This window comes from Pseudomonas sp. MWU13-2105, from assembly GCF_023242315.1.
Taxonomy (GTDB): domain Bacteria; phylum Pseudomonadota; class Gammaproteobacteria; order Pseudomonadales; family Pseudomonadaceae; genus Aquipseudomonas.
Genome location: NZ_JALLIY010000003.1, coordinates 99,759 through 125,216, shown reverse-complemented (window position 1 = coordinate 125,216; position 25,458 = coordinate 99,759). Strand labels below are relative to the sequence as shown.

The 25,458-nt window shown below is 59.3% G+C and carries 30 protein-coding genes and 3 pseudogenes; 20 read left to right on the top strand and 13 right to left on the bottom strand.

The window, feature by feature from the left end; genetic code table 11:
- Nucleotides 1–84 precede the first annotated feature (84 nt).
- Nucleotides 85–363, top strand: coding sequence for a DUF3077 domain-containing protein (locus tag M5B96_RS05390; RefSeq protein WP_248795589.1), 279 nt, complete (start codon nt 85–87; stop codon nt 361–363).
- 40 nt (nt 364–403) lie between these two features.
- On the opposite strand, the gene M5B96_RS05385 is transcribed toward M5B96_RS05390, so the two are convergent.
- Complete coding sequence (locus M5B96_RS05385) at nt 404–658, bottom strand: hypothetical protein (protein ID WP_248795587.1); 255 nt, start codon at nt 656–658, stop codon at nt 404–406.
- A 237-nt stretch (nt 659–895) separates the two neighbouring features.
- A complete protein-coding gene (locus M5B96_RS05380; protein WP_152739631.1) occupies nt 896–1,237 on the bottom strand; it encodes a hypothetical protein in 342 nt (113 codons plus the stop codon).
- 173 nt (nt 1,238–1,410) lie between these two features.
- Here M5B96_RS05380 and M5B96_RS05375 point away from each other — a divergent pair, with 173 nt between their 5' ends.
- Nucleotides 1,411–1,647 (top strand): hypothetical protein, encoded by a 237-nt coding sequence (locus tag M5B96_RS05375; protein WP_248745853.1) that lies wholly within the window; start codon nt 1,411–1,413, stop codon nt 1,645–1,647.
- Nucleotides 1,648–1,733: 86 nt separating this feature from the next.
- Here M5B96_RS05375 and M5B96_RS05370 read toward each other — a convergent pair whose 3' ends face one another.
- Nucleotides 1,734–2,666, bottom strand: coding sequence for a chemotaxis protein CheV (locus M5B96_RS05370; protein WP_152739630.1), 933 nt, complete (start codon nt 2,664–2,666; stop codon nt 1,734–1,736).
- A gap of 358 nt (nt 2,667–3,024) precedes the next feature.
- Between M5B96_RS05370 and M5B96_RS05365 the strand changes: the two genes are divergently transcribed.
- Nucleotides 3,025–4,698 carry a methyl-accepting chemotaxis protein gene (locus M5B96_RS05365; RefSeq protein WP_248795585.1) on the top strand — a complete coding sequence of 558 codons (1,674 nt, stop codon included), beginning with the start codon at nt 3,025–3,027 and terminating at the stop codon, nt 4,696–4,698.
- A gap of 166 nt (nt 4,699–4,864) precedes the next feature.
- On the opposite strand, the gene M5B96_RS05360 is transcribed toward M5B96_RS05365, so the two are convergent.
- A complete protein-coding gene (locus tag M5B96_RS05360) occupies nt 4,865–5,386 on the bottom strand; it encodes a hypothetical protein (protein WP_248795583.1) in 522 nt (173 codons plus the stop codon).
- A 132-nt stretch (nt 5,387–5,518) separates the two neighbouring features.
- Between M5B96_RS05360 and M5B96_RS05355 the strand changes: the two genes are divergently transcribed.
- Nucleotides 5,519–6,316 carry a glycoside hydrolase family 6 protein gene (locus M5B96_RS05355; RefSeq protein ID WP_248795580.1) on the top strand — a complete coding sequence of 266 codons (798 nt, stop codon included), beginning with the start codon at nt 5,519–5,521 and terminating at the stop codon, nt 6,314–6,316.
- A 31-nt stretch (nt 6,317–6,347) separates the two neighbouring features.
- On the opposite strand, the gene M5B96_RS05350 is transcribed toward M5B96_RS05355, so the two are convergent.
- From M5B96_RS05350 to M5B96_RS05335, 4 genes are all read right to left on the bottom strand, one after another.
- A complete protein-coding gene (locus M5B96_RS05350) occupies nt 6,348–6,863 on the bottom strand; it encodes a hypothetical protein (RefSeq protein WP_248795578.1) in 516 nt (171 codons plus the stop codon).
- A 153-nt stretch (nt 6,864–7,016) separates the two neighbouring features.
- A complete protein-coding gene (locus tag M5B96_RS05345; protein WP_248795576.1) occupies nt 7,017–7,409 on the bottom strand; it encodes a hypothetical protein in 393 nt (130 codons plus the stop codon).
- Nucleotides 7,410–7,506: 97 nt separating this feature from the next.
- Nucleotides 7,507–8,517: an aldo/keto reductase gene (locus M5B96_RS05340; RefSeq protein WP_248795574.1), complete on the bottom strand. Its 1,011-nt coding sequence runs from the start codon at nt 8,515–8,517 to the stop codon at nt 7,507–7,509.
- Between the two features lie 123 nt (nt 8,518–8,640).
- Nucleotides 8,641–9,540, bottom strand: coding sequence for a LysR family transcriptional regulator (locus M5B96_RS05335; protein ID WP_248795572.1), 900 nt, complete (start codon nt 9,538–9,540; stop codon nt 8,641–8,643).
- A 293-nt stretch (nt 9,541–9,833) separates the two neighbouring features.
- Between M5B96_RS05335 and M5B96_RS05330 the strand changes: the two genes are divergently transcribed.
- Both M5B96_RS05330 and M5B96_RS05325 read left to right on the top strand, forming a co-directional pair.
- Nucleotides 9,834–10,112: a carboxymuconolactone decarboxylase family protein gene (locus M5B96_RS05330; RefSeq protein WP_412548582.1), complete on the top strand. Its 279-nt coding sequence runs from the start codon at nt 9,834–9,836 to the stop codon at nt 10,110–10,112.
- A 146-nt stretch (nt 10,113–10,258) separates the two neighbouring features.
- Nucleotides 10,259–11,083, top strand: coding sequence for an SDR family oxidoreductase (locus M5B96_RS05325; protein ID WP_248795570.1), 825 nt, complete (start codon nt 10,259–10,261; stop codon nt 11,081–11,083).
- A gap of 57 nt (nt 11,084–11,140) precedes the next feature.
- Here M5B96_RS05325 and M5B96_RS32505 read toward each other — a convergent pair.
- Together M5B96_RS32505 and M5B96_RS05315 are read right to left on the bottom strand one after the other, a co-directional pair.
- A pseudogene (locus M5B96_RS32505) lies at nt 11,141–11,263 on the bottom strand (hypothetical protein); the annotation flags it as partial.
- A gap of 94 nt (nt 11,264–11,357) precedes the next feature.
- Entirely contained in the window at nt 11,358–12,299 is a 942-nt protein-coding gene (locus M5B96_RS05315) for an alpha/beta fold hydrolase (protein WP_248795568.1), read from the bottom strand.
- A gap of 172 nt (nt 12,300–12,471) precedes the next feature.
- Here M5B96_RS05315 and M5B96_RS05310 point away from each other — a divergent pair, with 172 nt between their 5' ends.
- The 4 genes from M5B96_RS05310 to M5B96_RS05295 all read left to right on the top strand — a co-directional run bounded on the left by M5B96_RS05310 (nt 12,472) and on the right by M5B96_RS05295 (nt 15,530).
- Entirely contained in the window at nt 12,472–12,906 is a 435-nt protein-coding gene (locus M5B96_RS05310) for a GNAT family N-acetyltransferase (RefSeq protein WP_248795566.1), read from the top strand.
- Nucleotides 12,907–13,225: 319 nt separating this feature from the next.
- Nucleotides 13,226–14,032 (top strand): ABC transporter substrate-binding protein, encoded by an 807-nt coding sequence (locus tag M5B96_RS05305; protein WP_248795565.1) that lies wholly within the window; start codon nt 13,226–13,228, stop codon nt 14,030–14,032.
- A gap of 79 nt (nt 14,033–14,111) precedes the next feature.
- Nucleotides 14,112–14,840 carry an amino acid ABC transporter permease gene (locus M5B96_RS05300; RefSeq protein WP_248795563.1) on the top strand — a complete coding sequence of 243 codons (729 nt, stop codon included), beginning with the start codon at nt 14,112–14,114 and terminating at the stop codon, nt 14,838–14,840.
- 3 nt (nt 14,841–14,843) lie between these two features.
- A complete protein-coding gene (locus M5B96_RS05295) occupies nt 14,844–15,530 on the top strand; it encodes an amino acid ABC transporter permease (protein ID WP_248795561.1) in 687 nt (228 codons plus the stop codon).
- Between the two features lie 17 nt (nt 15,531–15,547).
- Here the strand turns inward: M5B96_RS05295 and M5B96_RS05290 are convergent, their stop codons facing one another.
- Nucleotides 15,548–16,441 (bottom strand): LysR family transcriptional regulator, encoded by an 894-nt coding sequence (locus tag M5B96_RS05290; RefSeq protein WP_248795559.1) that lies wholly within the window; start codon nt 16,439–16,441, stop codon nt 15,548–15,550.
- A gap of 129 nt (nt 16,442–16,570) precedes the next feature.
- On the opposite strand from M5B96_RS05290, the gene M5B96_RS05285 reads away from it, so the two are divergent.
- From M5B96_RS05285 to M5B96_RS05270, 4 genes and pseudogenes are all read left to right on the top strand, one after another.
- Nucleotides 16,571–17,005 carry a GFA family protein gene (locus M5B96_RS05285; RefSeq protein WP_248795557.1) on the top strand — a complete coding sequence of 145 codons (435 nt, stop codon included), beginning with the start codon at nt 16,571–16,573 and terminating at the stop codon, nt 17,003–17,005.
- 10 nt (nt 17,006–17,015) lie between these two features.
- A complete protein-coding gene (locus M5B96_RS05280) occupies nt 17,016–17,471 on the top strand; it encodes a GFA family protein (protein WP_248795556.1) in 456 nt (151 codons plus the stop codon).
- Nucleotides 17,472–17,505: 34 nt separating this feature from the next.
- A pseudogene (locus M5B96_RS05275) lies at nt 17,506–17,739 on the top strand (Lrp/AsnC ligand binding domain-containing protein); the annotation flags it as partial.
- A 161-nt stretch (nt 17,740–17,900) separates the two neighbouring features.
- A complete protein-coding gene (locus M5B96_RS05270) occupies nt 17,901–19,469 on the top strand; it encodes a sensor domain-containing diguanylate cyclase (RefSeq protein WP_248795555.1) in 1,569 nt (522 codons plus the stop codon).
- 47 nt (nt 19,470–19,516) lie between these two features.
- Here the strand turns inward: M5B96_RS05270 and M5B96_RS05265 are convergent.
- A pseudogene (locus M5B96_RS05265) lies at nt 19,517–19,888 on the bottom strand (TolC family protein); the annotation flags it as partial.
- Between the two features lie 97 nt (nt 19,889–19,985).
- Here M5B96_RS05265 and M5B96_RS05255 point away from each other — a divergent pair.
- Nucleotides 19,986–20,195: a hypothetical protein gene (locus tag M5B96_RS05255; RefSeq protein ID WP_248795554.1), complete on the top strand. Its 210-nt coding sequence runs from the start codon at nt 19,986–19,988 to the stop codon at nt 20,193–20,195.
- A 56-nt stretch (nt 20,196–20,251) separates the two neighbouring features.
- A complete protein-coding gene (locus M5B96_RS05250) occupies nt 20,252–21,328 on the top strand; it encodes an alginate lyase family protein (protein ID WP_248795553.1) in 1,077 nt (358 codons plus the stop codon).
- 36 nt (nt 21,329–21,364) lie between these two features.
- Here the strand turns inward: M5B96_RS05250 and gcvA are convergent, their stop codons facing one another.
- Nucleotides 21,365–22,288, bottom strand: coding sequence for a transcriptional regulator GcvA (gene gcvA, locus M5B96_RS05245; protein ID WP_248795552.1), 924 nt, complete (start codon nt 22,286–22,288; stop codon nt 21,365–21,367).
- A gap of 156 nt (nt 22,289–22,444) precedes the next feature.
- Here gcvA and M5B96_RS05240 point away from each other — a divergent pair, with 156 nt between their 5' ends.
- The 4 genes from M5B96_RS05240 to M5B96_RS05225 all read left to right on the top strand — a co-directional run bounded on the left by M5B96_RS05240 (nt 22,445) and on the right by M5B96_RS05225 (nt 25,450).
- Nucleotides 22,445–23,218 (top strand): SDR family NAD(P)-dependent oxidoreductase, encoded by a 774-nt coding sequence (locus M5B96_RS05240; RefSeq protein WP_248795551.1) that lies wholly within the window; start codon nt 22,445–22,447, stop codon nt 23,216–23,218.
- A gap of 257 nt (nt 23,219–23,475) precedes the next feature.
- On the top strand, nt 23,476–24,474 hold the full coding sequence (locus M5B96_RS05235; protein ID WP_248795549.1) for a bile acid:sodium symporter family protein: 999 nt from the start codon (nt 23,476–23,478) through the stop codon (nt 24,472–24,474).
- A 334-nt stretch (nt 24,475–24,808) separates the two neighbouring features.
- Nucleotides 24,809–24,976 (top strand): hypothetical protein, encoded by a 168-nt coding sequence (locus M5B96_RS05230; RefSeq protein WP_248795548.1) that lies wholly within the window; start codon nt 24,809–24,811, stop codon nt 24,974–24,976.
- A gap of 54 nt (nt 24,977–25,030) precedes the next feature.
- Nucleotides 25,031–25,450, top strand: coding sequence for a hypothetical protein (locus tag M5B96_RS05225; RefSeq protein ID WP_248795547.1), 420 nt, complete (start codon nt 25,031–25,033; stop codon nt 25,448–25,450).
- The last annotated feature ends 8 nt before the right edge of the window (nt 25,451–25,458 follow it).

Sequence of the window (25,458 nt, the reverse complement as noted above, 5' to 3'; positions counted from 1 at the left end):
AGACGTAGGAGCTTTACACATGCACGTACTCGCTTCGCTCGACCTTCATACCTCGGACACCTGCGTAATTGCTGGAGGTGTCCAATGAGCGACCTTCCCCCCATTAAGACCCTCGGCGTCATTACCTTTGCCTCCTGCGGCGCAGGTAATCAGGAATTGTTCCGAGTCAACCCCAATATCCCGATCAAGGACGCCATGGAGCACGCCTCCAACCTGTTTTACTGCGCCAAGCACTTGGCCTTGGATGCGGCCATGGAGAAGGATGGGGAGCGCTATGCCTGGGCGTCTCACTACCTTTGCGAAATGGGCAAGGCGGTAGTCGACGATCTAAACCAGAGGATGTTATCCGGCCAAAAGGCTTAGGGCAGGACAGGGCAGCTATTGGATGGTCGCAATTGTCGGTTCATACAAAACCGCTGCTGTAGGAGTAAACCTGCTCGTGATGGATGTCAACGATGACGCTGGCTACCTGATGCACTGCGGCACTCTCATATCCGTTACGAGCAAAATTTCTCTTAGAGGACTCAAAACCTTCAATCTCCAATAATATTGAGGGCTTAGTATTTTCAATTTTTAAAAGTGAGACATCATCTACTTTCGGGTTTTTTGCTAAATATATGGAAAGTTTCTCTTTCCGCGCCTTCGGCCCTCTGCTCATTATGACGTCATCCTAGATGTCAACTGGTCGTATAAATAGTATCAAAATGAAATCACATATCAATCCCCCCGCCCAGAGCAGGCTTGCGTTTCATCCACCGAGCAACACCAGCAGTACGCTAGGTTTTGCTCATCCCGAGACGAAAAAAGCCCCACAACCGAACCCGGTGCGGGGCAAAAAAATGGGTCGGTTGCGGCCAACCAAAGGAGCGCGATAAAAAGCGTTTACACGCCGACGTCAGATGCAATCCTGAGCCGCACGTTCAAAACTCGAAGGCAGAAAGTTCGAAGCCAGCAGATGCCGCTCGTAGACGAACACCTTGCCGCCCGTCCCAGCCTTGTGGGCCTCCAGCACGTTGTCCGCCGAGACCTTGCTCGTCACCACGATCCGGTAGCTGCGCTGGGTCTGCGAGACGGTCGGGTTCAACGCGCTGTGCTGCAATTTCGGTACGACGCAGTCGGCGTATTGGGCTGGGGTCTTGCTGGTCTGCAAGGTCAGGGTCGGGTCGTTCGGCGCAGAGGCACAACCGGCCAGCAACAAAGAGCCCAAGGCCATGGCAAGCACAAATGAAGGGCGCATCAATCTCTTCCTGAAAATAAGCAATGTGTTCGATGGCGGCGATTTTCCGGTTATTGTCGACAAAGTAGAACTTGCGTTTCGTGATGGTGAGTATTACGTCTAGCAATAGTTGTCCGCCGTGCAGGCAGCGACACACCCCATCACCACAATAAAAGACTCATAAGGAGGTCTCCTTGAGAACATTCGACCTGATCCGCGACGCCGTTTTGCCCGATTTCCGTGAGCGGGTGGCCGATTACCTGGTCCAGTACGAATCCGTACTGCTGGCCGAAAGCCCGGTCGACCCCGAGCTTCTCCAGGCCACCGCCAATCAGTTGCGCGGCTATTTGCGCGGTTTGAACACCACCCGGGTGCTGGGCATGGCGGAGTGGGAGGAGCTGGATCGGCGGGTGGTGAATACCTGGCTTTAGCGGCCGAGTATGAGCGGTGCCTCACCCGCACAAGGCCTACGGCCTCCTCCCGTCGAAACAGCACCGCATTGAGCAACGACAGACGATCAGCCCTTCCCGACCGCCTGTATACGCTCAACCACGCGACTGGCCAGGTCATCGGGGCGAAACTTGGCCAAAAAGTCGTCCGCCCCGACTTTCTTGATCATCGCCTGGTTGAAAATGCCGGATAAGGAGGTGTGCAAAACAATATGCAGCTTCTGCAGCCGAGGATCATTTCTCACCTCCGCCGTCAGGGTGTAACCGTCCATCTCCGGCATTTCTATATCGGAGATCATCATCAGCAGATCGTCCGCCGGCGACTTTCCCTCGTCGAGCATGCCATGCAGGTAGTCCAGGGCCTGGCGACCATCGTTGAGCGCTATCACCTTCACACCCACCGACTCCAGGCAGCGACTGACCTGCTTGCGGGCCACGACCGAGTCGTCCACCGTCAGTACCAGGAATTCGGGGGCCTTGGCATTGGTCTGGGCATCGATCACCCCCAGGGAGATGACTTCGCTGGTGGGCGCCACCTCGGACAACACCTTCTCGACATCAATGATTTCCACCAGCCGGTTATCGACCCGGGTCACGGCGGTCAGGTAATGATCGGAGCCACTGCCCTTGGGTGGCGGATGAATATCCTCCCAGTTCAGGTTCACAATATGCTCGACCGCCGAAACCAGAAAACCCTGGGTCTTGGTGTTGTACTCGGTAATGATCACAAACGCCGAGGCCATGTCCTGGACGCCCGGCAACCCGGTGGCCCGCGCCAGATCGAGGATCGGGATGGAGGTACCGCGAATATTCGCCACGCCGCAGACCACGGGGTGGGACTTGGGCATGATGTGCAACGCAGGACAGGGCATGACCTCACGCACCTTGAACACGTTGATCCCATAAAGTTGATGCTCGTCGAAGCGGAACAACAGCAGCTCGAGGCGGTTCTGCCCCACCAACTGGGTCCGACTGTTCACGGAGTCCATCAGACCTGCCATCACCACCCCCTAGAGCACTCAATTGCCAATCCCCGCCCACCGTGGTCGGGAGCGGCTGGATATCGTTGATCCGTCATCCGCGAAGTCGTCCCGACATGCGTAAACGCGGTGCAGCGAATCGCGCCATAAATGCTCTGAGAGCTGACTGGCGTTAAGACATCATCGCCGCCCGCGCGCAGCCACCACCATCGGAGCATCCCTATTTTGGGGTAGGGATGACAGGAGACAGGGTAGGAAAATCCCTAGAGCGCCTGCAAAGTCCGAACATGAAATTCCTGTCATCCACAAAAGCGTCATAAAGCCATCATGCAACATTGTTACAACCGTTGGCGTAGTTCCTCATAAAGAGCCCGACGCCGTGAACCTTCGTTTCGCCTTTCTCCGCAAACCTTCCCACCGACCCGCCCTGCTGCGCCGCCTGAGTATCGGCAAGCGCCTGCTGGCCAGCTTCGGCCTCTGCGCCTTGCTGCTCGCGGCCCTGGGCGGGTTGTGTCTGATGGCTATGCAGCACATTCGCCACCAAGGCGAGTTGATCGAGCAAGGACCGCTGTCGAGTATCGCCCAGGCCGACGCCATCGCCATCGACCTGGCAAAAATGCGCACCGAGGCCGCACTGTTGCTGGTGTACGCCAACGACCCGGCCGAACTGGTCAATCGCAAGATCAACCTGCAACAGCTCAGTGCCGAGGTGAGCCAAGGGTTTACCGAGTACCTGGCCAAGGTCCCGGAAGGCACGGAACGGGACTCGATCAAATTACTGCAGGACGCTTCGCTGCAGTTTGTCAGCCTGTTCAAGCAGGCCATCGACCTGGTCGAGCAGAAGAAAATCAGCGAAGCCGCCAACCTGTCCAACAACGACCTGGCCAACCAGGGTTCGTTGATGGACATGCAGGTGCAATTGCTTCGTGAACTGAACAAGCAGACCACCGCGCAGGCCCTGGAAAACACCGCCAGCACCTTCAAGAAAGTCCAACTGCTGTTGCCCATTGTGATTGCCGTGGCGCTGGTACTGATGCTGTTGCAGGCCTGGCGCCTGAGCGTGAGTATCACCCGGCCGCTGCGCCAGGCCTTGCAGGTGGCCAAGACCGTGGCCGCCGGCGACCTCAGCCAGTTGGTGATCGCCCATGGCCAGGACGAGGTGGCGCAACTGCTGCAGATGCTCGGGCATATGCGCGATCAATTGCACGCGGTGATCAAGCAGATCGGTGGCGCTGTCGGCCGCCTGAACGCCGCCACCCAAGAGATGGGCGCGATCATGCATGACAGCGCCCAGGACCTGCATCAGCAATACGGTGAGATCGAACACGCCGCCACCGCCGTTACCCAGATGAGCCAGGTGGTCGAGGAAGTCGCCCGCAATGCCGTGGAGACCTCCAGCGAGTCGCGCAGCTCCAGCACCGCCGTGCGCGAAGGCCAGCAGCAATTGGACGAGACCATGGCCGATATCAGCGTCCTGGCCGATCAGGTCGAGCAGGCCAGCCTGCGTGCCCAGGCCCTGGCGATCGAGACCCAGGGCATCAGCAAGGTGCTGGAAGTGATCCGCAGCGTGGCCGCCCAGACCAACCTGTTGGCGCTCAATGCGGCCATCGAGGCGGCGCGGGCCGGTGACGCGGGGCGCGGTTTTGCCGTGGTGGCCGATGAAGTGCGCGGCCTGGCGCAGCGTACCGATGCTTCAACCCGGGAAATCGAAAAGATGATGGACGGTATTCATCAGGGTACCGGCGACACCGTCCTGGCCCTGGCCGAAAGCGCCGCCCAGGCTGGCCGCACACGCCAGCGGGCGCAGGTGGCCAAGGATGTGCTGGGGAGCATCTCCCGGTCGGTGGCCGGCATTGACGAGCGCAACCTGGTGATCGCCACCGCTGCCGAGCAGCAGGCCCAGGTGGCCCGAGAGGTGGACCACAACCTGGTGCGCATCCGCGACCTGTCCATGCAAACCGCCAGCGGTGCCGCGCAAACCAGCAACGCCAGCCAGGAGCTCGGGCGTCTGGCGGTGGAACTGGACGGGATGCTGGCGCGCTTTTCCTTGTGAGCTGGAGGTGGCCAAGGGTATTACGGCGTTCTACGAACAGTTCGCGATTCCCGCCGCCTCCTTCGCAGGCATGCTGGCCTTTGCCATGGACCTAAAGAACCCAGGCAAAAGCCGGAACAAAGTAAATCACGCCCAACCACATCACTACCCCATTAGCGATTCACAACTATAGAATGACATAGTGCTTCAACACAAAAAACAAGATAAAAACCGCACAAACGAACAAAAGATCTCTCAACGCCTTCAGCGCACAAGCAATTTTATTCTTTTTTGCCTGCCTATACTTTAAGCCCTCTGCCCCACTATCAACCCCCTCGGCCTCTCGCACTAAAACATCTTTCCTCATATAACCATAAAAAAGTGCACTCCCGACCAACAGCACAGCCAAAACAACCCGAATCAGGTCTTCATCACTCACAGGGGAAGGTTCATCGGAAAACAGATACACATTCAAACCAAGGACCATGAGCATCATCCCAAATACAGGAAGCACATATCTCCCACCCGCCCCAACCCTAAGATTTTCCATTACCCTGAACGGTTGAAATTTTTTTTCCCGTTTCAACCTAACTTCAAGAGCCGCCGAGTAATACGGCAAAAATAGAATCACGCCCAGTAAAAACAGGATTAATATCACACTCAACTCTCCTTTAAGAAAATCATTGTTCTCCCAAGCTTGAGCTTGCATCGTGCTCTATTTTTTGTCTAGACCAACAAAATGGGCAACGGGAATCAGGTCGGCTCCATCTATCACTTGGCGGAAACCAGAGGTGTTACGCTCGCCATCCACCATCGCCCAGCTTTGAAGAGAAAGCAGTCAATGCCCAAGGCCACCGTTCTTGCCGCCTGCATCATCTTCATATCCGTGGAAGCGGCAGCCAATGCCACCGACAGCTTTTACGTCAATCCCGGATCACCTGCCGCCCAGTGGGTGAAGCAGAATTCCGAGTCGCCTCTCTCGACAAAAATCCAGACGTCGATTGCCAGTGTCCCCAGCGCTCAATGGCTGACCGGCACCAGCCAAGCAACGGACAAGCTCACCGACATCATTAGCCAATACGTTGGGGCGGCAGACAAGGCCCATAAGCCCCCTATTCTTGTTGCGTACAATCTGCCCGGTCGTGACTGCAGCGGTGGCGCATCGGCGGGCGGGGCGGCAAATGCCGTGGAATATCGGGACTGGATAGACCGGTTTATCAATGGCATCGGCGACAAGCCAGCCTTAGTCATTCTGGAGCCGGATGCGTTGGCAGACAGTGAATGCCTGACCCTGCCAAAGCGCGATGAACGCCTGGAGTTGTTCAATTACGCGGTGTCCGGCTTCAAGCAGCGCGCGCCCTTGGCAGAGGTTTACCTGGACGCGGGGAATTCGGGCTGGAAACCTACAGCCACCATGGCCGGCTACCTGAATGCGGCGGGCGTGAGGAATGCGCGGGGCTTTGCCTTGAATGTCTCCAACTTCTATAACCTCGACCAGTTCCGTAGCTACGGCGATGCGATCAATGCGAAGCTGTCTGCTGATTACGGTTATGCAAAAGCCATGGTGATCGATACCAGCCGCTACGGTAACGGCGCTACCCCCGGTGACTGGTGCAACCCTCCGGGACTGAACACCTAACAAAGCTGCGTCTGGCAAAAATCGCATTGAATCACCCTCGTGCCCTGTCCGAGCGCTTACGGCGCAGATGCTGTATGAAGGACACCACCACGAAGAACACAGCGAAAACTAAAAACATCCACGGGAAGGCTTTGTTGAGCTTGTCACTATCCGAGCGTTCCAGTGCAATGCAGCTGGCTGAATCCCAGCAACGCGCAGTACAGAATTCGACACCGTTGATCTGACAGGTCAACACCTGACCTGCCAGATGATTCAGCTCAATAGGTTGCCCTCTGAGGTAACCAACCCTATCGCTGAAAATACTCAGGCGACCGACTGAGAATTTCTGGTAGCGTCCGGTTTCCAGGCTCTTTGTCAGGAGACTGACACCCGCGCCCTTGCTATGTATTACGTGAATGAACGTCCCCGTGAACGATTCGACTGTTGCTCCTTGAAGACCAAAATCCGAATGGGACGGAAATAGCTGAAAGGGCAAGCTGAATACACATAGAACCATGAAGAACAAGGCGTAGCGCCCTCCCCCATTTAAGGAACTGTACTTGATCAAATCGCAGTATCCCTTGCTGAATTTATTTGACCCAACGCCTAAACATAAATAACGGCCAAACAATATCAGAGACAACATGATTTACATGTCTGGCATTTGGCCTGATTCGCCCCTATGCGAAGGTCGTTCAGTCATCGTTCAGTTTGACAAGACTTACGAATCGGAACGCAGATGGCTGGAAGCCACCCTCCAGACCATAGGCGAAAGCAACGTGACCATAATAAGAAAAGCCACCTGAGAGAGGTAGAAAGACGCCAGCCACTGCCGATTCAGCGCAACGTAGTAGGTATTGTGGGCAACGTCAGCCACGATAATGGCGGCGGTCAGGACAATACCCGCCCTGGGCTTGATGAACAGCAGCAGCGCGGCCAACGGATCGAGAACCGTCAGCGCGCCCCAGAACCCACGGCTGGCCCAGTGCGCGCTCTCCCCGTAGCCATAGTCCCAGAACAACCCATACTGGAAATCTGCTCGCAAATGGTTGGCGGTGGCAACCAGCAGGCAACACGCGAACAACACGCGGATGGCGAAAGAGAACCTGGGCATAGCATGATTCGCTTGTGTGCAGGGAGCCCGACAGGATATCGGATATCGGGCAATCACACTATTTTCCCCAAGAATCGACAAGACATAGGCCAGCCCTTCAAGGCACCCTGCGACCCTCTACCGGATACCCCGGATCAGTAAAACCATGGGTCGACGCATACCCAGGCACAACCAGGCCGTCGACCAGTTTCTCGTCGTCCGGCCCCAGCTCCAGCCCAAGTGCATCCATGTAGCTGTCCCAATGTGCCTCGGTACGCGGACCGGCGATAGCGGCGCTGATCAAGGTGTTTTTCAACACCCAGGCGATCGCAAAGGCAACGGAGGTGGTGCCTCGCTCGGCCGCATGACGGGCAATGACCTGGGCGATTGCCAGCGACTCCGGGCGCCATTCGGTCTGCTGGATGCGCTTGTCGCCACGCCCCGCTCGGGTATCCGCTGGCGGCGGTGCATCAGGTACATATTTGCCACTCAGCACGCCACGCGCCAGCGGGCTGTAAGGCACCACACCCAAGCCATAATTGCCCGCCACCGGCAGTTGCTCGACTTCCGCCGTGCGGTTGACGATGTTGTACAGCGGCTGGCTGACCACCGGCCGCTCGATACCCAGTTGGTCGGCGATACGGACCATTTCGGCAATGCGCCAACCGTGGAAATTGGACACGCCGTAGTAACGGATCTTGCCTTGGCGAATCAGGTCTCCGACGGCACGAATCCCCTCCTCCATCGGTGCGTCAGTCAGGGCACGGTGAAAATACAGGACGTCGATATAGTCCGTACCCAGGCGCCTGAGGCTGGCCTCGACGCTTTGCATGATCCATTTGCGTGACTGGCCCTGCTCGTTCGGGCCGGCGCTCGCGGACGACGGATAGCCGAACTTGGTGGCCACTACCCAACGATCACGCTGCTCGGCAATCGCACGGCCCACCACTTCTTCCGAACGGCCGGCGTGATAGGCATCGGCGCTGTCGATGAAGTTGATGCCGCTGGCCGCGGCCTTGTCGATGATGCGCCGGGAGGTCGCCTCGTCGGTCTCGCCGCCAAACATCATCGCGCCCAGGCACAGGGGAGAAACTTTCAGGGCGCTACGGCCCAGATAGCGGTAGTTCATCGGTCACCTTCCATCAACGTTGAAACAGGATGGCCGAGACGTTGCTCAAGGCCGTGCAAGCATCCTAGTCACAAGCCGATTGATGATTAAGAGCGAAAACCCGGATGCAGTCATGAGCACACTTCATGAGTCTGCGGTGTATCGCAGGGCCGCGATCACCAGGCCCAACGCCCGGGACGATTGGCGGCGACTGGGATAGTAGATATGCAGTCCGGGAAAGGTCGGAAACCAGTCTTCCAGTACCCACTGCAAGCGTCCGGCAGCAACGTGCGGCGCCGCCAGGTCTTGCGGGATGAACGCGAGTCCGCAGCCACTGAGCGCCGCTTCGAGCATCTGATAGGAACTGTTGAAAGTCAGTTGCCCCTCCACCCGCACCTGCAGTTCGCTCTTGCCCTTTTTCAGCTCCCAGGGATAACAACCGCCGTGGGTGGGCAAGCGCAAGTTGATGCAGTTGTGGTGGACCAGGTCGTCCGGCTGGAGCGGCGCCGGATGGGTCCGCAGGTAGGACGGCGCGGCAACGATGACCATGCGCAGGTCCGGTGCAACGCGTACCGCGATCATGTCCTGGGCCACCTGATCGCCCAGACGTACGCCGATATCGTAGCGCTCGGCAACGATATCGGTCAGCCCGTAGTCGATCATGATTTCGACCTTGATATCGGGGTACTGCGACATGAACGGCGCCAACCTCGGCCACAGCACGCTGTTGGCCGCGTAATCGGTGGCGGTGATGCGGATGGTGCCGCGCGGGCTGTCGCGCAACTCGATGACCTCGGCCAGGCCCGCGTCGATCTCCTCGAAGCGCGGTGCCAGGCTGTTGTATAGCTGCTCGCCCGCCTCGGTCGGCGCCACACTGCGGGTGGTGCGGGTCAGCAGGCGAACGCCAAGCCGCGCCTCCAGGGCACGGATGGTGTGGCTCAGGGCCGACTGCGAAACCCCCAGTTGAGCGGCGGCACGGGTGAAACTGCGCTCGCGGGTCACGGCCAGAAACGCCAGCAGATCGTTGTAACTTTCCCGGGCCATTGATGAGTTCCTAGCATGAATACTCGGAATTATAGCGCCATGGCCCTTCGACCACTCATGAACAGCACTCATGACTTCATGCAGGTTAATGATCTTAATGAATCTATCTGAGCTTCTTAATATGAGGCACCGCCGCCACCGCGGTATTGCCGTTCATCTCAGGAGTCGATTGCATGAAAAAACTAACCAGCGCCTTCGCCACATTATGTTTCTCGGCCCTGGTCGGCGCTGACCAGGGCCTGCCTCGACCCGACCCAAAACCCTCTCCGGATGTGCTTGAAGTCACACCGTAGTTGTACCACTACACCACCCAGCTACTCTTCGGCGAAGTCTGGAAGCGCGAGGAACTGGCGCCTCGCGACCGCAGCCTGATCACCCTCGTCGCGCTGGTCGCCAGTGGACAGAGCGCGCAGCTCGCCGGACACATCAAGCTGGGGCTCGACAATGGCGTGAAGCCAAGTGAAATCAGTGCCCTGATCACCCACCTGGCGTTCTACTCCGGTTGGCCGAATGCAATGTCGGCGGTGCCGGTGCTGGAGGAAGTGCTCGACGCCCGGGACAAACAAGGCTGATTGTTGAATCTGCCTCACAAGGCAACGCAGGTTTGCTCGGCTAATCAAGCCGTTGCTCACCCCGTATATTGATCCGACCCAACAACCGGGCCTGCCGGGATCGGCGGTTCAGGTAGACGTCACGGAGACCCAACGGAGAAATGAACATGACAAACGTCACAGTAGTGATTGGCGCCGGCTCCATCGGGCAAGCCATCGCACGACGGGTCAGCGCGGGCAAGCACGTCGTACTGGCGGACTTGCGGGAAGAGAACGCAGCCGCGGCCGCCAAGGTCCTCAGTGACGCCGGATTCGAGGTCACCACGGCGAGTGTCGATGTTTCTTCACGAGCGTCGGTGCAAGCCCTGGTCAAGACCGCCACGGCCATCGGCGATATCACCGGGGTGATTCACGCCGCCGGGGTTTCGCCCTCGCAAGCGCCTCCGGCGACGATCCTGCTGGTCGACCTGTATGGCACGGCGTTGGTGCTGGAAGAGTTCGGTAATGTGATCGCCAAGGGCGGCTCCGCCATCGTCATCGCCTCGCAATCGGGCCACCGCCTACCCGCCTTGGCACCCGAGCAGAACAAGGCCCTGGCCCTGACACCGGCCGACGAACTGCTGGCGCTGCCGATGCTGCAACCCGACCAGGTGACGGACCCGCTGAACGCCTACCAGATCTCCAAACGCGGCAATTCCCTGCGGGTCATGGCCGAAGCGGTGCGTTGGGGCAAACGTGGTGCGCGGGTCAACACCATCAGCCCGGGCATCATCTTTACCCCCCTGGCCAGGGACGAACTGTCGGGGCCACGGGGCGAAGGCTATCGGCGCATGATCGACTCCTGCGCCGCGAAGCGCGGCGGCACCCCCGATGAAGTCGGCGCGCTCGGTGCCCTGTTGATGGGACCGGAAGGTACCTTCATTACCGGCAGCGACTTCCTCATGGACGGCGGGGTGACCGCACAATACTGGTTTGGAGAGCACTTCCAGTAGTTGCAAAGCGCTATTCGACAACCCCGGCCGGTGCCTTCTGGCAAAGCCGGCCCCTATCGACGTGTCACCCGGCTTGCTGTCCTTGACCCAGCTATAGAGCGGCATGTTCTTGTAGGCCCACTGTTGGCTGCCGTCATCGCGGGTGACAATGCTGTAACCATCAGATGCCTTGGCAAATGCCCCCGGCAACATGCTGAATCCCGGAGCCCGCAACCCCGGATCTGAAAAACGCAAAAGAACCTGTAGGAGCCAGCTTGCTGGCGATGAGGGCCGTTCAGGCGATACAAGACTCCCTGACCCCGTTCAAGAACTCGCGATACTGCGCGGCCGTCCGTTCCGGCCGCTCGACCATCGGCAGATGACCCACGCCGTCCCAGCACTCCAACCGTGCATGGGGAATCCCCGCCATCCAGGTCTGGGCACTGGCCAGGGGGACCATGCGGTCTTCACGGCCCCACAGCAGCAAGGTCGGAACACGGACGCGGCTCAGCCAGGGTTCCATGCGCGGGCTGTCATGGAAGTCATCGAAAATTTCCGCCAGCTCAGCGCGCCGGTCGATATAGGTTTGCGACTCCGCCGCCAGCAACACCCCCGGGATCCAGGGGGGCGAGGCCATGGTCATGGCGAAGAACCGATCGAACTCCGCCCGCGAGTGGATCAGAAAAGGGTTCCGGCCTTGCTTGACCAACTCTTCCACTTCATTGGGTTGCGGCAGGTTGACGCCCACGGGGCCCATCAACGCCAACGACAGCACCCGCTCCGGGTAATGCGCCGCCAACCAGGTGCCGATGTAAGCGCCCATGGAACTGCCGACCACATGCACCTTGTCGATCCCGCTGGCGTCCAGCATCTCGACCATGCGTTGCGCCTGGGCCGCGATGCTGTAGTCGCCGCCCGCTTCGAAGCCACTTTTACCGTGCCCGGCCAGGTCGGGAATGAGTACCCGGTGGTCGGCAACGAAAGACCGCACAAAACGTAGCCAGAGGTTCTTGTCGGCACTGAAGCCGTGGATCAGCAACAGCGGCGGCGCGTTGTGCCGGGCCCCGCCCTGGAAAGTCGCCAAGGTCATCCGCTCAATCGCCACCGGGACTTCCGTCACCCGGGAGAGCCGTGCTTCCAGGCGGGTAATCAGGTCGAACAACAACCCTCCTATCCGCGGATAGGTCCACCATCCCCATACGATGAGGGTGGCGATCAGGGCAAGGATCAAGAACATCAACACTTCTCCAGAACAGGCTTCGCGAAACCAGTCTCCGCACTGCCGATCGAGTCATAAAAGCAGAACGCGCATCCGCCAGCAAGACGCCTTGCCAGATCGGCGTGACAACCCTTGAGTGGCTTCTGATAGGCTGATGGATCGGACAATCCACTCAGCCAGGCTCAGCCCCATGCTCAATATCCGCGCCATGACAATGGACGATTACCCTGCGGTCATCGACCTGATGCGCAATACTCCGGGCATCTCCCTGCGTGATGCCGACTCCCGTGAGTCGACCGCCCGGTACCTGGAGCGAAATCCGGGGATGAGCTTCATAGCGGAAGTCGATGGTGACCTCGCTGGCTGCATCATGTGCGGGCATGACGGTCGCCGGGGCTACTTGCAGCACCTGCTGGTCCTGCCCCGCTATCGGCGCCAGGGCATCGCCAATGCACTGGTCGAACGCTGCCTGTCGATCCTGGAAACCCACGGCATCCTCAAGTGCCATCTCGACGTGTTCAAGACCAATGCAGCCGCTGCCGCCTATTGGCAAAGCCAGGGTTGGCAGCTCCGGCGGGATATCGACCGCTACTCGTTTACCCGGTCGGACAACAAGAACGTATGACGACTCGCATCCGCCGCACTGGTTTGCCCCATCGGCTCAATAAATCCCGGGCAACAGCCTGATCAGCAGCAAGCCGAGGGCGTCGATCACCGGATTCACCCGGCGATTGCCGCGATCCTCACACACGCCGGGGCTGGCGTTGTAGGAGCATGTGTTTCAGCGAGTGGCCGACAACGCTCTAGCCTGCGGGTTGCACGAAGTCCCCGACAGACCGGCTTATTCCACAAAAGAATCAACAAATTCTTTTATATTCTTTTATTGTTAATTCGCGGACTGCAAGACTCGACACCAGAATCATCCACCAAGTGTTGAGATCATCATGAAGAAATTAGCTGCCCTCACTGCCCTCACCCTCGCCGTCCTTTCGGGATTGGCCCATGCCGACCGCCTGGAAGACATCAAGAAATCCGGCGTCCTGCGCGTCGCTTCGTTCGACAGCAACCCGCCTTTCGGCTTTATCGATGCCAAGAGCAAACAGATCGAAGGCCTGGACGTCGACTACGCCAAGGCCATCGCCGATAAGTTGGGAGTCAAGCTGCAGTTGCAACCGACCAACCCGGCCAACCGCGTCCCGCTGCTGGTCGCCAACAAGGTCGACCTGGTCCTGGCCAACTTCACTATCACCCCGGAGCGCGCCGAGCAGGTCAACTTCAGCATTCCCTACTTCAGTTCCGGCCAGCAGTTCATCGTCAAGAAAGGCACCCTCAAGTCCCAGGACGACCTGAACAAATGGCGTGTCGGCGTGGACAAGGGCACGGTCAACGAAGGCGTGCTAAGGGAGAAATTCCCCGGTGCCAAAGTCATCGCCTATGACGACACCCCGTTCGCCTTCACCGCCCTGCGCAACGGTAATGTCCAAGCCATTACCCAGGACGGTCCGAAGCTGATCGGCCTGCTGGCCAACGTCCCGGACAAGGACAAGTACGAAGTGCCGCCCTTCACCATTTCCAATGACCTGATCGGCGTCGGCCTGCCCAAGGGCGAGGCGGCCCTGACCGACGTGGTCAACCAGACGCTGGTCGAACTGGAAAGCAAAGGCCAGGCGCAGAAAATCTATGACACCTGGTTCGGCCCGGACACCAAGACACCGTTGGCCCGCCTGTACAAGATCGGCGACAAGAGCTGATCACCCACCCTGCCGCACACCCACGGCCCGCGCGGTTTTCCGCGCGGGCTCTTTGTATTCTGGATGGACACCGTGATTGATGTTTGGTGAATTGCTCGGCCCGCATTACCTGAAATGGCTGTTCGATGGATTTCTCCTCACCCTGAGCCTGTCTGCCACGGTCTGCCTGATTGCCACCGGGCTCGGCTTCCTGGTCTGCCTGGCACGCCTGGGCAACTCGCGCCTGGCGTCCTGGCCGGCACGGGCCTACCTGGCGTTGTTTCGCAATACGCCGCTGCTGGTGCAGTTGTTCTTCTGGTATTTCGGCCTCAGCGCCCTGCTGCCCGAAGGGCTGGTGAGCTGGCTGAACAGCCCCCATGAGGCGAACGTGGCCAGCCTGGAAATCAGCTGGCCGTCCTTTGAGTTCATCGCCGGCTTCTGGGGGTTGACGCTGTATACCTCGGCCTTTATCGCCGAAGAATTTCGCGCCGGCGTCGCCTCGGTGCGCCCGCAGCAACGCGAAGCCGGCGTGGCCATGGGTTTGCGGCCGGCACAGGTGTGGCGTTACATCATCCTGCCCCAGGCCTTGCGTACCGCCCTCGGGCCCTTGCTCGGGCAGTATATGAACGCGCTGAAGAACTCCTCGCTGACCATGGCCATCGGCCTCGCCGAGCTGTCCTACGCCTCGCGCCAGGTGGAGACCGAAACCTTCAAGACCTTCCAGTCCTTCGGCTTCGCCACCCTGCTCTACATCCTTGCCATCGCGCTGATTGAAGTGGCCGGGCAATGGATCCGCCAGACCAAGCGTTATCGCCAGGGAGCGGCATAAGCCATGGACTTTTCCGTTATCGGCGACAACCTCGAATACTTCCTGATCGGCGCCTACCCCGACGGCCCCCTGGGCGGTGCCGCGCTGACCCTGGTCCTGAGCGTTCTGTCCGGCATTTGCGCAGCCGTGCTGGGCCTGGTGCTGGGCATTGCCCTGAGCACCCTCAAAGGCTGGCCACGGGGGATATTGATCACGCTGCTGGGGTTCCTGCGGGCAATCCCGGTATTGATGCTGATCTTCTGGAGCTATTTCCTGCTGCCGATCATCTTCCACGTGGATATCCCGGCGTTGTTCACCGTGGTCTGCGCCCTGTCGCTGATCGGCGGCGCCTACCTGGCATACTCGGTCCACGCCGGTATCCAGAGCCTGCCGGACGGCCAATGGGCGGCGGCCCGCGCGCTGGGCATGGGACCGGTCCAGGTCATGCGGCTGATCATCCTGCCGCAAGCCTTGCCGATCATGCTGCCGTCGTTCCTCAACCAGTGGATCTCGCTGATCAAGGACACCTCCCTGGCCTATGTGATCGGTGTCGGCGAACTGTCCTTCGTGGCGACCCAGGTCAGCAACCGGGTGATGGTCCACCCCACGGAGATCTTCCTGTTCGTGGCCCTGGTCTACTTCGTGTTCTGTTCCAGCCTCGATCTGCTGGCCAATTTCGCGAGCAGAAAGCCACAGGGGAAGCGTGCTTGACCAGACGCCCAGGGGATTTAGCGAGTCCCCAGGAACTGCGTCAGCGACTCTCCCAGCGTATCGAACACCAAGGCGATGCGCTGAACCCTGCGCATGTCCTGGTGCATGGCGATCCAGACATCCACGGAGAAATCCACCTGTTCGGGCAGCACACGCACCAGCTCGTGACGCCGGGCCAGTTGGCTGGAGCAGACACCAATGCCCAACCCCGCGCGCAACGCCGCCAGTTGCGCGAGGTGGTCGTCGGTACGAATCAGCGTCCGCTGCGACGTGCAGTCAAAGCCGCGTTCGCGCAGAAACTGCAGCTCCACCAGATTGCGGTCCGGCCCGATCAGCGGATAGCCATCCAGCTGTGCGATGGTGTCCGGCGTGCCCTGCTCCGCCAGCAACCCGGGAGTGGCATACAAGCCGACCTGCAAATCACCGACCTTGCGGGTAACCACGGCGGCTTCGCTCGGCCGACGGATACGCACCGCCACATCGGCCTCCTGCCTGGCCAGCGCTTGCACACGGTTCGACACGCTGAGTTCGACGGCCAATTGCGGATAGGCCTGCCGTAGCGTGCGCAGCATGGGTGGCAAGACCTCGACCCCGAGCAGCTTGCTGCTGGTCAGGCGTACCGTGCCGCCCGCCAGCGCGGCATCCGCCGACGCCGCCCGGTTGAAGGCATTGGCCGCCATGGCCATGGCCTCGACATGGCTGATCAGGTCCTTGGCCATCTCTGTCGGCAACAGCCCTGCCGGTGAGCGGATAAACAGGCTGACGCCCACGCTCTGCTCCAACGCCTCGATCCGCCTGCGCGCGGTGGCCTGCGCAATGCCCAGCAAACGGGCCGCCCCCGATAGACTGCCGGTGCGCAGTACCGCCAGAAAGGCACGCTGGGTTTCCCACTGTAGCTGAGGCGCGTTCATACTTTTCCTGTGAGCTGCTGGGCAATTTTGGCTAATTTTCTTTCGTGAGGCGCAGCCTCATGCTGCTCAAGCATATCCCACGGGCACCCCGCTCCGTCCGCCACCTCAACGTTTAAAGGAGTTTTACCCATGCCACTCACTGGCCAATGCCGCTGCCGCGCCGTGAGCTACAACCTGGCCGCCGACATCCCGCTGGCGGTCTATGCCTGCCATTGCCGCGACTGCCAGACCTGGAGCGGCAGCGCTTTTGCCCTGCATGCGCTGTTGCCGGAAGGCGCCATCCGCGTTGCGGGGCCGATCAGCGAATACGCCTATGACAGCAACGGCCTGCATGCCCGCCACGCCCTCTGCGGCGTCTGTCATACCCGACTCTACAACACCACCAGCGCCGCGCCAGGCCTGCAAGTGCTGCGCGCCGGCACGCTGGATAACAGTCCGTCCCTGCAGCCTGTCGCGCATATCTGGGTGCAACACAAACAACCCTGGCTGACACTGCCGGACGGGCTTCCCACCTGGCCACAAAGCCCGACGCCAGAAGCGTTCGCCGCAGCCTTGAGAGGATAGGAGGCAGGTCATGAACCTTTCAGTCTTTGCCAGCGGTAGCTGCCGCTGTGGCCTGGTCACGTTTGAACTGCGCGCCCGGCCGATCATCACCACGGCCTGTCATTGCACCGGCTGCCAGAAAATGTCCGCCAGCGCGTTCTCCCTCAGTGCGCTGGTGCCGGCCGGGCAGTTCGTGGTCACTCTGGGTGAGCCGGTGATCGGCGGCTTGCACGGGACAACACGACACTACTTCTGCCCTCACTGCCTGAGTTGGCTTTTCACTCGCCCGGCAGGCAACGAGGTGATTGTCGGCGTGCGTTCCAGCCTGCTGGATAACCCGCGACAATTCGCCCCGTTCATCGAAACCTGGACTCGTGAAAAGCTGCCCTGGGTCGCTACCGGGGCCATGCATGGCTTCGAGGGATTCCCCGATCCGCAGGACTTTACAGCGCTGACACAACAGTATGCGCAGTGGCGTCAGGCATAAGCACTCAGGCAAAACCTTGTTCAACCAGCAACGCACCCGTCAGGCCGTCAGCGATTTCGAGGCGGCCTTGCCGGACATCTCACAAATCGTCGAAGCCCAACAGCTCTTTGGCGCCCCCGACTATATGCTGTATGTGATTACCCGGGACCTTCCGGCTTTCCAGCGACTTTACGATGAACGACTGTCCGCGCTACCCAACGTGCAGCGCCTCGGTTCCACCCTGGTGATGAAGCGGGTCATTCAGGATCGGGCCCTCGCGCTGTGCTAGCAGGACCTGCCCGCCGCACCCGGCGGCAAGACAAAACGACGCACCACCAACACTCAAAAAAATAGACACTAAAAGCAAAAAACACTCAAAAAGATTATTTTACTTTGGTAAAAAAAACATAAGCTACACAAAGCCATTTCAACCACATGGATGTGTTGTTCATGTTCACCAAGATAACCTCGACTTTCAGCGCCGAGTGGGCGGATAGCAAGCTCAAGATCAGTCATGTGATTCTCTTTGTGGCGGCGGTCTGCATCTCATTGATCGGCATCAGTATCTGGGGGGCTTTCAACTCCCTGGCGTATCACTTGCATGACAAAGAGATCGAGATGTCGAACCTCTCCAAGGCCTTGTCGTCGAGCATAGCGGCCACCCTCACCCAAGCCGACATAGTCATACTCGGGGTCCAGGCCCGGGCCAATATTGAAGGCACCGGAGCGGAGGAATTGAAAAAGCTGGAGGAAATATTAAAGGCCCAACAAGAACGCCTGCCACAAATCTATGGATTCTCCATTTACGACGAACAAGGACGTTGGTTATTAAGTTCAAACGACAGGTATCGGTCCAGCATAAACAACTCGGACCGCGACTATTTCATCTACCATCGCGACCATGAGAGTTCCGCCCCATTCCTCGGCCCGCCCATACGCAGCCGCGCCACCAACGAATGGGTTATCACCCTATCACGCCGGATCAATCACGCGGATGGCAGCTTTGCCGGTATGGCCATAGCCACCGTCTATCTCAAATACTTTCTCAGCCTCTATGAGAATATCGATGTGGGCAAGAATGGCATCATCAACCTGGCCTCCTCGACTGGACACATCATCGTACGCAAGCCCTTCAAGGAAGCTGAAATCGGCACGGACATTTCAACCGGGGAGGTATTTGCCTTGTTGGTGCCCGGTGTTACCGCGGGCACCGCGACAATAAGATCATTTATTGACAATGTCGTACGGGTCATCAGTTTTCGCCGCGTCGAGGGCTACCCCCTGGTAGTCATCGCCGCCTTTGAAAAAGAGGAGATCCTGGCGGACTGGCGCCGCGAATCCTTGTCGAGTTTTGTCATATCCTCTGTCTTGCTGCTCACTCTGGGCCTGCTGGGTTATCGCCTTATAAAAATCATGAGCCGGCAGATTCAAGCCCAAAAAGAACTGCAACACTCCGAAAGAGCCTACATCGCGGCGAACAAGGCACTCGGACAACTGGCACTCGAAGATGGCTTGACCGGGCTCTCGAATCGTCGCAAGTTCGACCTGTTTATCGACTCGGAAATAAGCAAGGCCAAGCGCAAACCCGACGACCTGGCGCTGATCCTGATTGATATCGACCTGTTCAAGAAGTACAACGACCATTACGGCCACGTACAAGGCGATGAATGCCTGAAATCGGTGAGCACCATTATCAAAAGAAACATCACTCGGGAAGGTGATCTGGCGGCCAGGTACGGCGGAGAAGAGTTTGCCATTGTCCTCTCGAACACTGACTATGTCGGTGCCTTTATTATTGCCGAGAAGATTCGCACGGAGGTCGAGCGCAGCGCCATTCAACACTGCGAATCACCGGCTAAAGTCGTCACCATCAGCATTGGTATCAGTGCTTTATCCGGATCGACAGCCGACACCCCCGAGCATCTGATCGATATCGCGGATAAAGCCCTGTACGTGGCCAAATCCAATGGCCGAAACCGGACGGTTATATCCAACAATCTGTCCAGCGCCCTGGCCTGAGTCGATGCGGCAGTGCGCCATTGGCCGCGCTGTCGCTATTGCTTGACTCAGCCCTGCCAGCCCAACCCCAACGCCTTGTGCAACGAAGCAAAATCTTTCAGCAATTCACTGTCGCCGCTGACCCGATTCTGCTCCGCGTCAAAACGCGTGCGTTCGGCGTTGAGCCAGTCCAGGGTGCTTGCGGTGCCGGCGTCGTAACGTTCGCGGGTCAGGCTGGCCGCGCGAGCCGAGGAAGCCTCGATATCCCGCAGCAGAACCACATTTTCACGCTGGTGACCGTAGCGCGCCAGGGCGACATCAGCATCACGCAACGCATCGAGAACCACGCTGCGGTAGTGGGCCCGGGCTTCGTCGACAGCGCCTTCGGCACTCTCGACATCAGCCGCCACGCGCCAGATCGCGACCGCCGCCGGGGTCAATGCACCGGCGCTGCAATACTATTTCGACAACAAGGAAGGGGTTTACCTGGCCTGCGTCGAGCACATCCTCGCGCAGCTCTGGGCGCAGCTGACGGACGTGGTCGCGGCCGCCGAAGCGGCGCTGAACGATCCTCACGCCGATGACCCGATATTGATCGAGCGCTACCTGGGAATTCTCGGGGTCTTCATGTCGTTCCTGCACGACACGCCGCAATCCACCGACTGGCGTCGTTTCATGGCCTGCGAGCAAGCCGGCCTCGGCCCACCGCTCGCCGGTTTCATCAAGCAAGAAACCACGCTGTGCTAATTTTTCCACCACTCGCCAGCAGCACTGGTTTCACCTACCAAACGTTGAGATAGAGCATGTCACGAGTTTTTCCCGGTACAGCAACATGGGTCTTCGGCATCAGCGCAACATTGCTCAGCACCTTCTCGAGCGCAGCCTCAACTGTCGCCGCCTCACCTCAGATCATGAACCTCTGCCAGCCCGCTGCCACCAGCCCATCCGCCAAGCATCTGCTGGCTGCCGCACAAGGACATCTCGGCGATGGCATCCACGCCCTGCCCCATCTGCATACGGAAGGTACCCTGCCGAACCAGGGCATTCGCGAGCAGAGCATCGCGGCGGAAAAGGACTGGCCGGTACTGCGCCAGGCCGCCTTGGCCTGGCGCCTGAGCGCCGACCCGCGTTATCTGCAACAGGTCGACGAGGCACTGGCCGCCTGGACCCGCACCTATCAGCCGGACTTCAACCCGATCGACGAAACCAATCTCGATCAACTGATCGATGCCTACACCCTCACCGCCAGCGCGCTGCGCCCGGAAACGCGAGAGGCCAGCCAGGCCTTCCTACGCCAACTCGGCAACGGCTACATGGCGCAGATTCGACAGTCCCATGGCTCCAAGAGCAGTAAAAATATCAATAACTGGCAGAGCCATCGCGTCAAGCTGGTGACCCTGGCCGCCGCCGCGCTGGCTGATCGGGCCATGCTGGAGCAGGCCTTCCAGCTGTTCCAGCAACAGGTGGCGGACAATCTCCGGGCGGATGGTTCGGTGTTCGACTTCAGGGAGCGCGATGCACTGCACTACGTCGTCTATGACCTGGAGCCATTGGTCCAGGCGGCCCTGGCGGCCAAGCCCTACGGTGGCAACTGGCTGACTTACACCGCCCCCACCGGTTCCTCCCTGGTCCGTTCGCTCGATTGGCTGGTGCCCTATGCCAACGGTCAACGCAGCCATCAGGAGTTCGTGCATACCAGCGTGAAGTTTGACCGCGACCGTGCCAACGTCGGAGAGGCCGGGTACAGCGGCACCTGGGAGCCGAAAAGCAGCAACAAGCTCTACTGGCTGGCCGCGCAACTGGATGCGCGCTACTTGCCCCTGGCCCGGCAACTGGTACCCAACCCTCAGGACTGGATCGGGGCCTGTTACCTGAAATAGGCACGGGTAATATTTTCTTTAAGGAAAGCGAGGAACTCAACCTCCAACGCTGGGGGACGCCTGTTCAAGTAGCCAGTCGCGAAACGCCTGGATCTTTGCCAACCCCTCCATCTCGGGTCGATAGACAATGTAGTAGGCAAACACCAATGGATGACTGGCTTCGCCAAAGGGGCGGATCAACCGCCCCGCCGCCAGGTCTTCGCGCAACATCACGCTGCGCCCCAGGGCCAGGCCCTGGCCATCGATGGCCGCTTGCAGCACGGCCGCCGAGTTGTTGATGCGCAGCCCGTGTTCCGCCTGGATATCGCCGTATCCCGAAACATCGAGCCAGGTCCGCCACGTCGGGTAGGCCGGATCGCCGGCCATCGACAAATCATGGATCAGTGTCGCCTCGGCCAGGCGCTTGCCCGATAATCGCCCGGCCTTGAGCAATGGATAGCTGGGCGCGCACACCGGGTACATTTCCTCGTCCATCAATTTGATCGCGGTCAATCCCGGCCAACGTCCCGCGCCATAACGCACGCCGATGTCCATGCCTTCGGCAATGAAGTCCACGGGCCTGAGATTGGTGTCCAACAGCACATCGGTCTGCGGATAGGCCAGTTGGAAACGCTCGATCCGCGGCAACAGCCACTTGGCGGCGAACGCCGGGCTCACCGTTACGGTCAGCCCGGTGCTGAGCGACCCCTCCTTCAAGCGCGCCAGCCCAATGCTCAGGCGCTCAAAACCCTCACGAATATCCGGCAGCGCCTTGCGTGCGACATCGGTCAGCACCAGCCGCGCCGAACCACTCGAAGCACGATTGAACAGCGCAACCCCCAGCCACGCTTCCAGCGTGCGCACCTGCTGCCCTACGGCCGCGGAAGTGACATGAAGCTCCGCGGCCGCGGCCGAAAAGCTCTGGTGCCGGGCAGCCGCTTCGAATGCGCGAAGCGCGTTGAGATAGGTTGGCGTGGCCATCTGCTAAAGATTTTCTTTAATGAATGGAAAAAACTTCTGATTTGTGAGCCCTGCCGGCAAGGCGAAGAATAGCACCCAAGCCGAAGCACTACAGCAATGAAGACCCAAGCGTAGAACGGTTCAGGTTATTTCATCCACCCAGCACAGGGCAAAAACATGAAAAGATTTTCTTCCAAGGTCGCCATCGTCACCGGCGGCGGTTCAGGCATCGGCAAGGAAGTGGCGCAACGCCTGGTGGCCGAAGGCGCCAGCGTGGTGATCAGCGGCCGTGACGCGGCGAAACTGGAAAAAGCCGCCGCGCAGATCGACCCCACCGGCAAGCAAGTGCGTTTCCTCGCGGCCGATATCGCCAAGCCCGCCACGGCCCAGGCCCTGGTCGAGCTGGCCAGCGCCGAGTTCGGCGGCGTCGATATTCTGATCAACAACGCGGGTGTGTTTAACCCCAAACCTTTCCTCGAGCTGGACGAGCAGGAATATGACGGCTTCGTCGATATCATCCTCAAGGGCAAATTCTTCATGGCCCAGGCGGCCGCCAAAGCCATGCAGCAACGCGGCGGCGGCGCCATCGTGCAGACCGGTTCCCTGTGGGCCCTGCAAGCCATTGGCGCGACGCCGTCGGCGGCCTACTCGGCAGCCAATGCCGGCGTCCATGCCCTGACCCGCAACCTGGCCATCGAGCTGGCGTCGTCGAATATCCGCATCAACACCGTCGCCCCCGCCGTGGTCGAAACGCCGGTGTACAACACCTTCATGGACAGCGAACAAGTCAAGGCCGTGTTGCCGACCTTCAACGCCTTCCACCCGCTGGGTCGCAACGGTCAGCCTGGCGATGTGGCCGAGGCCATCCTGTTCATGGCTTCGGAACAGGCGTCGTGGATTACCGGCACCGTATTGCCCGTCGATGGCGGCGTCACTGCCGGCCGTATCTGAGCCATGGGAGAAAACATGCTGGATTGGAATGCAGCGCTCGAACAAAACTGACGACGGTCCTCTGAAACTCGCCTGCATCGCCCCGGAGTCAGGGGCCATGCGGGCCTTCCGGCTTTTTTCCCGGAGCGTGGCCATGAATACGGCTGGGCGCTACGTTATGTCCGTTAGGCGACATTCATGGACTTATTGGCGTTAGTCGGCAATCGGCAGACAGGCTAAAGTCCATCTACTGTTTTTGCCCGTGGATGACGTGCCTGATGACCCGCCCTCGCTTCTTGCCCGACAACTTCACCCTGACCCTGGTCAGCGTGGTGCTTCTCGCCAGCTTCCTGCCTGCCAGCGGCCAGGTCGCCGTCGGTTTCAGCTGGCTGACCAATATCGCTATTGCCCTGCTGTTCTTCCTGCATGGCGCCAAGCTGTCGCGCGAATCGATCATCGCCGGCGCCGGCCACTGGCGCCTGCATCTTCTGGTGTTCGGCCTGACCTTTGTCCTGTTCCCCCTGATCGGCGTCGCGCTCAAGCCGCTGCTGTCGCCACTGATCGGCGACAAGCTGTATATGGGCATGCTCTACCTCTGCGCCCTGCCGGCCACGGTGCAGTCGGCAATTGCCTTTACGTCCCTGGCACGAGGCAATGTGCCGGCGGCGATTTGCAGTGCGGCGGCGTCGAGCCTGTTCGGTATCTTCCTCACACCGTTGCTGGTGACCTTGCTGCTGAATGTGCATGGCAGTGGCGGCTCGACCCTGGATGCCATCCTGAAAATCAGCGTGCAATTGCTGCTGCCATTCATTGCCGGGCAGATCGCCCGGCGCTGGATCGGCGCCTGGGTGGGACGTAACAAAACCTGGTTGAAGTTCGTCGACCAAGGCTCGATCCTGCTGGTGGTCTACAGCGCTTTCAGCGAAGCGGTAAACGAAGGCATCTGGCATCAGATCCCGCTCCGGGACCTGGCCGGCCTGGTGCTGGTCTGCGGTGTGATACTCGCTTTGGTGCTGCTGGCATCCACCGTGCTGGGCAAGGCCTTTGGCTTCGACCAGGAAGACCGCATCACCATCCTCTTCTGCGGTTCGAAGAAAAGCCTGGCCACCGGCGTGCCGATGGCCCAGGTACTGTTCGCCGGCAGCACCATCGGCGTGCTGATCCTGCCGCTGATGCTGTTCCACCAGATTCAACTGATGGTCTGTGCGGTGCTGGCGCAGCGTTATGCAAAACGGCCGGAGTCGGTGGCCGAATTGATGGGCCAGGTCGATCCTTGATGGTTTCCCATCCACGGATGAGCGTTTAGAGCGGATCCGGTCGGAGCCACCGGGCCGCCTTTTCAAGCGAATAGGCGGTTTTCGTATTCCGCGTTTTGGCTGAAGAAAACCGCCTCCCCGGCTCTTTGCGTGGCTCCCCGTCGCGCACGTCTATCTGCACGCAATAAGCTAGAGCATTTCCCACGCCCACCCAGGAAGCGGCCGACTATTTCACCCAGAGTGTCTGGATCAATTATTTGGCCGGGCTCGCTGTCGTCGACAGCACCGCCCCAAGCGGTCGTGATAGCACACCACCGGAAAAACCAAAGCCGTCGCAGAGGTATGGGAGGCCTAAGTGCAAAACCTCGCATCAAAATCCGCTCTGATACGAACGGAGAAACAGCTGATCCAAAAAGCCGTGGACCTGGGCCGAGAACTGCGCGGCTCGATCAAAGAGCTTGGAGATACAGTCAAAGCCCAAGGCGAACGGATAGACACGCTCAGCCAAGTGATTGTCAATTAAGGGGATGAGCTTCGTGCCGAGATCAAGGAGCAAGGCAGCGAATTTCGAATTGCGATGGAAAAACAAGGGCACGCACTCCGGTTTGCAATGGAGCAACAGAGACATGAGTTCCAGTCTGCAATGGAACAACAGGGTCACAAGCTCCAGTCTGCAATAGAACAACAAGGGCACGAGTTCCGGCTTGCAATGGAAAAGCAAGGCAACGAGCTTCACAACAAAATAAAAGATGTCGGTGTGAAAATTGAAACCCGTACTCAAGCACTGGAAGCTGCAATAGACAGAAGAAGCGCCGACATTCGATCTGAAATCAAGGATGTGGACAACGAACTGAAGAGGTCCATTTCAGACTTGAATTCTAAAATCGATAAAGGCCTGACGCTTGTGTACTGGCAAATCAGTCTGATTTTCATAACCATCGTTATTCCGCTAGGAAAGCTAACTTTCGATTATGTTTCTGGCAAATCGCCAAGCTGATCCAAGGC